Below are 9,281 nucleotides of genomic sequence, written 5' to 3' on the forward strand. Positions count from 1 at the left end.
CGAGGTTGACGCTTGCCACGTTCAGGTCCCTCCTGCTATATCATTTTAGCGTATATGTCCTCTCTGGCCTCTCGCCAGCGCTGTTCCGCTTGCTGCAACGCTTGGCGGTAGAGGGTCTGTTCGCGCCGATAGGCGTCGATCATCTGTCGCTGTTGTTCCAGGGGCGCCAGCGGTATCTCCATTTCGGCGATGTCGCTGTGGTTGAGATTCATGATTGTCGTGCCCCGCTGATAGCTTTTGATCAGGCTTGTCCCGACGGGGCTTTCGAAAAAGAGCTTGATGTATTCGCTGAGCACCTCTTTTTGAGGACGGATGACGATGACGTTGGCCGATGCGATGATGAGGCGGTCCTGCTGCCGGAAGATGGCCACCTTGATGGTCGTTCCCCGGCAAGTGAGAACCAGGTCTCCGTCGACCAGTTCGTAGCGCTTGACCTTCCGCTCCTCCTCGTCGATGGTCTCCAGGTCGGTGTAGTTGATCTCGCCGTCGTCGATGTTGGAGATGTTGAGAACGGCGATCCTGCCGGGTTTGATGTCTTTTTTGAGGACTGATTTGCCGCGGAAGACCTCGGCCATGTCTTTTAATTTCACCCTGGGGAGGGCAGAGTGCTTGTATCGGCTGAGGTTTTCGTCCTCTTCGGCCAGCAGTTCCATCCGCCAGTCATCCAGATTCAACAGTTCCGCATGGGCGATGCGCTTTTGCTCCCTGCGGACGAAGGCGGCTTGGTCAAAATCGACGCTGCCGACGGCGACGCTGTCGAGCGGGGCCTTGGAGATAGCGATGAGATAGCTCTTGACGGCCGAATAGGGGCGGAAGGTCCCTTCCGGCAGGCTGTAAATGCTTTCGACGGCATGATGTTGGACGATATGTTTTCTAAGGGCGGAAAAGCCGCCGCCGGCGAAGGTGAACCTGGCGGGCACGATGGCGAGCAGCACGCCGTAGTCGTTCAATAAGGGCAGCGTATTTTCCAGGGCGATGCCGTCCGTTTGGTTGGTCAGATAGGGCCCGCCGAGGTCGTCCCCTTTTCCGCCGAAGGCCGGCAGGCAGTAGATGAGGTCGTATGTTTTTGGGAGCAGTAGCTTGCGGTAGACAGATTGGTGGAAGACGGTGACGTGCTTCGCTTCTTGGAGAGCGAAGGTCAAGAGCAGGTACATATGCCGGTAGGCGGTGGTGAGGGTGATCTCCTGCTCGGGGTGTCTGTCGACGAGCGCGCGCAGCCCGGCGAGATGTTTTTCCGCTTCGGTGATCAGAATGGTCTCGGGACGTTTCTCGTCGATGAGGGTATCGATGAAGGCCGTCAATTCGGGCGGCGATATAATGACGCCCAAGCGGTCGCTATTATAGATCTCCAGCGTGTATTCGATGAGGTCGATGTCTTTGCAGAGGTCGAAGAGGTCGGCGAAGAAGTCGCGGTCGCCGGGGAAGTAGCCCAGTTCGGCTTCGGTACTCTTTTTCATCTGCTGGAAGAGTCGCTGTTTGTCTTCAAAGGTGGCCTTGTTGGTTGCTGCGTCGATGGCTTGGCAGGTCAGCTTGACTCGAAGCAGTTCTGTCAACAACTGCTCCCGTGATGTGATGCCGCGCTGGTACAAGGTGTGCAACGCTTTTTCGATGTAGGAAGACAAGGTGGACCTCCTTTCTTCGGCCAGGGCTGCGGTTAATGTTAATGTAGCACGGCATTTTTAGTATGTCAACTACTGAAACTTCGTAACGACTTAGATTCTTCTTTCTTGCTGCTTTAGCTTGAAATACTTTCTTAAAGCGTACAAAATGAACATAAGTCAGCGGTATCTCTGTGTCACCACATTATGTGTTCCCTTTTTTGCGCTACGCTAGAAACATGTAAAGAGGAGAATACACTGTCATGGAAACCCATTACGCACAGGCTGCTAGCAGGCATTTGCGGGACGCTTACGAACTATACAATAGAAATAGATGGGATAACGCCGTGTATCTTGCCGGTTACGTTGTTGAATGTACCTTCAAGACGCTCGTTGAGCTATATTTTGGAACAGACGCAGCCAGAGGATACTCGCATAACCTCGCAGATTTACAGGGAGTTGCCATGAATCGGTTGCGACTGCTATTTCCCGAGGCTGATTTACGTGTACCACGCAGTCGGATAGTCGATACGGTTCTGGAACTGGACCATCCGCAGCGCCGCTATGATCGCACGAACCGCTGGAGCCAGCAAGAGGCAATGATAATCAAAGGACGGAATGGCCCCTTCGTCCCCATGTGCAATTGATCAATGAAGGCACTATTCTCGGTGAGCGGGGAGAAACGATGCGCCTCGTACCGGCAGGAATTGTAGATGAATTTTACCTGGAGAAGCTGGGAAGGATAGACTTTCAAAACATACTGCACAACCCCTTTGGCGACCGATTGCGAAAAATGCTCGAAGAATTAGAACGTTCCAGCAGGCTGGACTTCATTTTTCTCGACTGCCGGGCAGGATTTCATGACATTGGCGGTCTCGCTATGGCAGACTTGGCCCATGCCGCCGTTGTCTTAGGAAGCCACTCCCGTCAGACGTGGGCTGGACTCACCCAAGTGATTCGACGACTGGCTCGCCCGCTTGCCAGTGAACAGGAGGCATTGCCGATCGTCTTGGCTCACGCCATGGCGCCATCGCTGATGTCTCCCGGTTCGGAACCCGAACTGCGGGCATTTCGAGAAATGGCCTATACTGTTTTTTTGGAAAATTACTACTCCGATTCGGAAGATCATCCTGCGCCCAACGAGCGAGACGAAGATGCGCCCTCTACTCCGGTAGTGATCCCTTGGAATAGCGAACTGCGTGGAGACATCATGCTGTTTTCCACTTCCGATAGTCTCGAGGAAAAACGGCGATTGGAGGCATTGATTGCGACACTGACCGCGCTTCCTTATCAGCAACTGGCAGAGCGAATCTGTTTGTTGTTCGGTCGAAATCTACAAGGAGAGCGAGGGTGATATGATGACAGGAGCGGAGAAAAAGGTTCTCTTGGAACTAATCTCTGGGATCGCGAAAGGTGGCGGCGCTGCGGAGCATGAAGTAGATGACGATCCCTTGTTTTTGCGAAACTTCTTACCTCTCCAAGATCATCGAAGGGCCTTGGATCCGGATACGCTTCTGATCCTAGGTGGTCGCGGTACCGGAAAGACCGAGTTGTTTCGTCTGCTGACCTCTTCGGTACGTCGGTCCGCTTTAGGTTCAGTGATGAAAAGTCGAGCGCTGCCCGATCTGGAGCAGACCAATTGGATTGCAGGATTTGGCAATACGAAACAGCGCGAAAAAAAGTTTCCTACCCCAGACAGCATCGAACAGTTTTCGATTGACGCCGATCGGTTGGATTGGCGCGCATTCTGGATCGGGTTAATGATCGGCAGCCTTCTGCAAATGGAAGAAGAGCAACAAGAGAAGGTCGGCCTTTCGGCAATCTTACGTTCCGATAGGCTCCCAAACCAGCTACGAGAATTGCTGAAGAATCGACTTCCAGAACTGTCTCTATGGGCGCAATCGGTCAAGAAGCAATTGGAATCGTTAAATGGACTGTTGGATCAACTGGATGATCAACTCATCCAAGTGGACCGGTGGTTGTTTATCTCCTACGATCAGTTGGATCGTTTAGTGCTCAGCTATGCCGGCTTGGCGGCGCCGATACGAGAACTTCTCGCCTTTTGGTTGGATCGATGGGGGCGCTGGGAACGAATTCGACCAAAGATTTTCTTGCGCACCGATCTTTTTCGCGAAGAGTTTCTTGCATTTCCAGATGCCTCCAAGCTAAAGGCGCATCAAATTCGGCTGGAGTGGTCAACTCCATGGTTGTATCAACTGCTTACAAAGCGCCTTGCGAATTCAGGAAGTAAAATGTACACCTATCTCAAGCAAGTGCCGTCTTTGATCGTTTCACGAGATGACGAATTAGGTTGGATGCCCGGAAACGATGAGTCCGCTTATCAAAAAATGATGACGATGATGATCGGGGAGTTTATGGGCGCTAACCCTCGTAAGGGCAACACCTTCCGCTGGATTCCGAACCACCTCCAAGATGCAGATGGTCGGATCGCGCCCCGATCATTTCTCAAGCTGTTCTCATTGGCGGCCGAACGGGAATTGGAAAAGTTTCAACCGGAGAATTTACCGGAAAATCGGCTGCTTCTTCCTTTAGATTTGCAAGGCGCATTAATGGAAACTTCTATGGACCGCATCAGAGAGTTGCTTGAGGAGTATCCCTGGCTAAAGGCTTTGCAGGAAAGCTTGGCCGGGCTGGAGGTTCCCGCCGAAAGAAAGGTCTTTATTCAGGCGATTCGAAAAACCAAATGGGACGACAAGAAGGAAAATAAACCACCAGCGGCCAAACCGGAGGATATTTTTGCCTATTTGATGCAGCTTGGCATTGTTGAAAATCGTTCTGACGGCAGGGTCAACGTTCCCGAGATTTACCTCTATGGATTTCAGTTAAAACGAAGAGGCGGCATTAAACGACCAAAATAAAAATAAATATGAAGAACCGCCATGCCCGGATGAGAAAAACTCCAGCCCAATATGGCGGTTTTTCTATTCCTTTATCGGCTTATGAACATGGCAGGATTTTATCAATGCTTTTGCACGACAATCAAAGGTTTTTCTTGGCTTTGCTCGTATATATATCCGAAGCGGTTCTCACTCAAAGAAATCGACCAGGAAAATGACTGGAGGGTTGGTTATGAAGCCATTGGACTGGGAAAAAGAGAAGTTTTCAGAATTCATCGAAGACTTGGCTAAGCGCTGGCTGGCTCATGATGGGCTTTGGTTTCAGGCCATTGAGAGAACATACGGCATGGCCGCTGCCATCGAGGCAGACAAGGCCGCCTGGGAACGCTTCAGCCCCATCGAAGCTCAGCGCATCAAAAAATTCTTGGGCTTACCTGAACAAGGCGGCCTTGACGCTTTGGAGCAAGCGTTGCAATACCGGCTCTATGCCTTTATCAATGAGCAATCGATCGTACGCGAGTCGCCAAACAAACTCATCTTTCGGATGATTGACTGCCGAGTGCAGTCTGCCCGGGAGAGAAAAAAGATGAACCTCTTCCCCTGTAAGGAAGTCGGGATCGTCGAGTATACGACCTTTGCCCAAGCCATCGACTCCCGGATCCAGACACGCTGCCTCCAATGCCCGCCTGATCCCAAGAGTGACAGTTACTGCGCCTGGGAGTTTACACTGGAGCCATAAGCAAGGGGCGCACCAGAAAGCCCCTGACCATCAAATGGCCAAGGGCTTCATTATCTATCATCCGCCACTTTGTATATGTTATTCTGCCAGCCAACGGCCAAGCGCGCGCGCTTCTTCAAGGGTCTCTTTTTGCTTCTCTACATCACCAGGCATACCGCAACGACCTGCCGCGACGATTTTGTATTCGCCAAAACCGACCATTTGCAACATTTTCCCGGCATTCTCGAAATAGGGCATAAATGCGCCTTTGTCTGGTTGGCCCTGCGTCACCGCCCAGAGCACCTTCTTGCCTAGTGTCAATTTGCTGCTATAATCAGCGTTCATAAAGGAAAAAAGTCGATCGACAAGGAGTTTCAACTGACCTGTCATCTGCCACATATAGACAGGCGTGCCGAAAATGACGGCCTTGGCATCCTTGATATCTTCGAGAATCGCAGCCGCCTCATCACGAACGACACAGTTCTCTTGTCGCTTGCATCCAAAACAGCTTTGACAGCCTTTGATCTGCATCTCGTTGAGGTGGTATTGCTTTACGTGAGCGCCCTTTTCTTCGGCGCCACGAACCGCTTCTTGTACCAGCGCTTCTGTATTGGCGCCCTTGCGCGGACTTCCCATCAAGGCAACGATCTTCATGTTAAAACCCTCCACTTTTCCTTTTATTCTCCTTGATAACCCTTGCAGCCATCAATCAGGCCAGTGTGCGTTCCCCTTCTCCAGGAGCCTTTCCAGCAGTACTGCTTCTTCTTCCGTGAAAGGAAGATAGAATTGCTCGATCAATTTACGAGATATCTCGTCGAAGATCGGCTGAAAAGCAATCCCTTTATCTGTAAGCTTGACCCAGGTGACCCGTTGATCTTCTTGACATTTCACTTTGATCACATAGTGATTGCGGATCAACTTGTCGACCAGATAGGTTATCGTCGATTTATCTCGCTTGACCCGTTGGGCTAGGTCCTTCATGGTCAACTGGCCTTGGTTCTTGTACAAGGCGGCAAGAATGTACCCCTGGGAGACGATGATATCGTCGATCCCCTGATCTCGCAGTTGCTGCTCCAGAAACTGATGAACCTTTCCCCGGAGGCGGCCGATCAGATAGATGGCGCTGTTCTTTCGCATGGCACACTTCCTTTAGCATGGCACACTTCCTTTCGCAGGTCCCCACTCCCTCTCCCTGCTCTTGATAAGTCGTTTTTAGTTTGACATCAAACTTTATGCTCTTATTTTAGTTTTATATCAAAGCAATGTCAAGGCCTTTTGAAAGACCAGGTCGCTTTCGCGGTACAACTGCTGAAATTTCGGTGTGCATTGCTCCAGGATAGTACCTGGCACGACAGAACCACTGGATACAACAGTGGCAAAACGATCAATGCCGACTTCGAGGGCTTCTTACTTGGTCACATCATTTCAATCCAATTCATTCTTAATCTCCACCTGCTTCTTCATTATTTGAACGTCTGGCTACTGACCTGTATCCAAGGACTGGCTCACTCTCTCAGCACAGTTGGTTATTTTTCGGTGATTTTTCTTTTTTCGGAATTTTATTCTTGACTTCGCGCATGTTATTTTATATATTTATTGCAATACGCTAAATCAAAGCTATTAAAATGAAGCGAGGTGTTGGTCATGACCGAAAACCAGGTGTTGCACCGACTAAACCGGTACTGCCACATGAAAGGGATGCCTCTGGAGGAAAAATTGTTCTACGCGAAACTGATCGCTACGATGGACCTGGAGTCCGGTCAGTACACTACAGAAGCTGAACGACGGAATTTGGAGCAATTTTCTGCTTCTATTGATAAGTTGCGCAACCCGTGACTTTAGAGCGTCACCTAAAAAAGGCAAAAACAAAAGGCCACAGCAGTGCTTGCTATGGCCTTTTGTTTTTATTCCTTCAAAACTGGACAGAGGATTGTTTTTCGCGCAAAAGGTCAAGTCCTCGACCGATTCGTACCCGTCGACTGAACGCCTCGCGGCGCGTACATCTCGGGCCGATCTACCAGGTCATCCTCCTGGGGTCTTACCTCTTTCGAGTGGGAAGTCTCATCTTTGGGTCGGTTTCGCGCTTAGATGCTTTCAGCGCTTATCCGCTCCCGACATAGCTACCCAGCGCTGCCGTTGGCACGACAACTGGGACACCAGCGGTCGGTCCACCCCGGTCCTCTCGTACTAGGGGCAGCTCCCGTCAAACTTCCTCCGCCTGCGATGGATAGGGACCGAACTGTCTCACGACGTTCTGAACCCAGCTCACGTACCGCTTTAATGGGCGAACAGCCCAACCCTTGGGACCTACTTCAGCCCCAGGATGCGATGAGCCGACATCGAGGTGCCAAACCTCCCCGTCGATGTGGACTCTTGGGGGAGATAAGCCTGTTATCCCCGAGGTAGCTTTTATCCGTTGAGCGACGGCATTTCCACTCACATACCGCCGGATCACTAAGCCCGACTTTCGTCCCTGCTCGACTTGTCTGTCTCGCAGTCAAGCTCCCTTATGCCTTTGCACTCTTTAGACTGATTTCCAACCAGTCTGAGGGAACCTTTGGGCGCCTCCGTTACCTTTTAGGAGGCGACCGCCCCAGTCAAACTGCCCACCTGACACGGTCCCTGCGCCCGCTTCAGGGCGCCAGGTTAGAACTTCAGTGCATTCAGAGTGGTATCCCACCGTCGACTCCACCAAACCTGGCGGCCTGGCTTCCACGTCTCCCACCTATCCTGTACAAAACACACCAAAATCCAATGTCAGGCTACAGTAAAGCTCTACGGGGTCTTTCTGTCCTATCGCAGGTAACCCGCTTCTTCACGGGTAGATCAATTTCGCCGAGTCCCTCGTTGAGACAGTGCCCAGATCGTTACGCCTTTCGTGCGGGTCGGAACTTACCCGACAAGGAATTTCGCTACCTTAGGACCGTTATAGTTACGGCCGCCGTTTACTGGGGCTTCGGTTCAAAGCGTTAACCTCTCCCCTTAACCTTCCAGCACCGGGCAGGCGTCAGCCCCTATACGTCACCTTGCGGTTTGGCAGGGACCTGTGTTTTTGCTAAACAGTCGCCTGGGCCTCTTCACTGCGACTCCCTCGATGCTATGATGTCATAGCTCGCCGGAGTACCCCTTCTCCCGAAGTTACGGGGTCATTTTGCCGAGTTCCTTAACGAGGGTTTGCTCGCGCGCCTGAGGATTCTCTCCTCGCCTACCTGTGTCGGTTTGCGGTACGGGCACGTTACATCTCCCTAGAGGCTTTTCTTGGCAGTCTGGAATCAGTGACTTCGCTACTAAGGTTCGCTCCCCATCACAGCTCAGGCAATAATGCGGCGGATTTGCCTACCGCATTCCCTCACTGCTTGGCCATGCTCGACCAGCGGCATGGTTCACCTATCCTCCTGCGTCCCCCCATCGGTCAAACGATCCAACGTGGTACAGGAATCTCCACCTGTTGTCCATCACCTACGCCTTTCGGCCTCGGCTTAGGTCCCGACTTACCCTGGGCGGACGAGCCTTCCCCAGGAAACCTTAGGCTTGCGGCGGGCAGGATTCTCACCTGCCTTTTCGCGTACTCATACCGGCATTCTCACTTCCTTGCGCTCCACCCAGCCTTCCGGCTGAACTTCTACGCCCAAGGAACGCTCCCCTACCCAAGACTTACGTCTTGCCGAAGCTTCGGCGGCCTGTTTAGCCCCGTGTCATTTTCCGCGCAGCGTCACTCGACCAGTGAGCTATTACGCACTCTTTCAATGATGGCTGCTTCTAAGCCAACATCCTGGTTGTCTGGGCAACGCCACATCGTTTTCCACTTAACAGGCACTTGGGGGCCTTAGCTGTCGGTCTGGGCTGTTTCCCTCTTGACGACGGATCTTAGCACTCGCCGTCTGACTCCCGGGCATAAATGCGGGCATTCTGAGTTTGACAGGGTTCGGTAACCGGTGAAGGCCCCTAGCCCTATCAGCGCTTTACCTCCCGCATTCTTGTATCCCGAGGCTAGCCCTAAAGCTATTTCGGGGAGAACCAGCTATCTCCGGGTTCGATTGGAATTTCTCCCCTACCCACACCTCATCCGCCGACTTTTCAACGTCGGTCGGTTCGGGCCTCCACGAA

At 52.0% G+C, this 9,281-nt stretch carries 7 protein-coding genes and 1 rRNA gene (1 of these 8 running past the window's edge); 4 read left to right on the forward strand and 4 right to left on the reverse strand.

All coding sequences use genetic code 11. The features are described 5' to 3' along the window. Positions 1–35: 35 nt before the first annotated feature. Positions 36–1,622, reverse strand: a complete 1,587-nt coding sequence (locus HM1_RS13985; protein WP_041314075.1) for a restriction endonuclease subunit S — start codon at positions 1,620–1,622, stop codon at positions 36–38. Between the two features lie 661 nt (positions 1,623–2,283). Here HM1_RS13985 and HM1_RS13995 point away from each other — a divergent pair. The 3 genes from HM1_RS13995 (at position 2,284) to HM1_RS14005 (ending at position 5,195) form a co-directional block, all read left to right on the forward strand. Then, entirely contained in the window at positions 2,284–2,952 is a 669-nt protein-coding gene (locus HM1_RS13995) for a hypothetical protein (RefSeq protein ID WP_148207146.1), read from the forward strand. Position 2,953: 1 nt separating this feature from the next. Then, positions 2,954–4,477, forward strand: coding sequence for a P-loop ATPase, Sll1717 family (locus tag HM1_RS14000; protein WP_012284057.1), 1,524 nt, complete (start codon positions 2,954–2,956; stop codon positions 4,475–4,477). A 211-nt stretch (positions 4,478–4,688) separates the two neighbouring features. Beyond that, positions 4,689–5,195: a DUF6125 family protein gene (locus HM1_RS14005; protein ID WP_012284058.1), complete on the forward strand. Its 507-nt coding sequence runs from the start codon at positions 4,689–4,691 to the stop codon at positions 5,193–5,195. 78 nt (positions 5,196–5,273) lie between these two features. On the opposite strand, the gene HM1_RS14010 is transcribed toward HM1_RS14005, so the two are convergent. Beyond that, positions 5,274–5,828: a flavodoxin family protein gene (locus HM1_RS14010; RefSeq protein WP_041314078.1), complete on the reverse strand. Its 555-nt coding sequence runs from the start codon at positions 5,826–5,828 to the stop codon at positions 5,274–5,276. 51 nt (positions 5,829–5,879) lie between these two features. Next, positions 5,880–6,311: a MarR family winged helix-turn-helix transcriptional regulator gene (locus HM1_RS14015; RefSeq protein WP_012284060.1), complete on the reverse strand. Its 432-nt coding sequence runs from the start codon at positions 6,309–6,311 to the stop codon at positions 5,880–5,882. A gap of 507 nt (positions 6,312–6,818) precedes the next feature. Here HM1_RS14015 and HM1_RS14025 point away from each other — a divergent pair. Next, on the forward strand, positions 6,819–7,010 hold the full coding sequence (locus tag HM1_RS14025) for a hypothetical protein (protein WP_012284061.1): 192 nt from the start codon (positions 6,819–6,821) through the stop codon (positions 7,008–7,010). Between the two features lie 109 nt (positions 7,011–7,119). Here HM1_RS14025 and HM1_RS14030 read toward each other — a convergent pair. Then, positions 7,120–9,281: ribosomal RNA gene (locus HM1_RS14030) — 23S ribosomal RNA — on the reverse strand; it runs 753 nt beyond the window's last position.

It is taken from the genome of Heliomicrobium modesticaldum Ice1 (assembly GCF_000019165.1).
Taxonomy (GTDB): Bacteria; Bacillota; Desulfitobacteriia; order Heliobacteriales; family Heliobacteriaceae; genus Heliomicrobium; species Heliomicrobium modesticaldum.

Excerpts from the sequence above, each read along its gene's own strand:
- HM1_RS14025 (WP_012284061.1), top strand. The coding sequence starts at position 6,819 with ATGACCGAAAACCAGGTGTTGCACCGACTAAACCGGTACTGCCACATG.
- HM1_RS14000 (WP_012284057.1), top strand. The coding sequence starts at position 2,954 with ATGATGACAGGAGCGGAGAAAAAGGTTCTCTTGGAACTAATCTCTGGG.
- HM1_RS13995 (WP_148207146.1), top strand. The coding sequence starts at position 2,284 with ATGCGCCTCGTACCGGCAGGAATTGTAGATGAATTTTACCTGGAGAAG.
- HM1_RS14005 (WP_012284058.1), top strand. The coding sequence starts at position 4,689 with ATGAAGCCATTGGACTGGGAAAAAGAGAAGTTTTCAGAATTCATCGAA.
- HM1_RS14015 (WP_012284060.1), bottom strand. The coding sequence starts at position 6,311 with ATGCGAAAGAACAGCGCCATCTATCTGATCGGCCGCCTCCGGGGAAAG.
- HM1_RS14010 (WP_041314078.1), bottom strand. The coding sequence starts at position 5,828 with ATGAAGATCGTTGCCTTGATGGGAAGTCCGCGCAAGGGCGCCAATACA.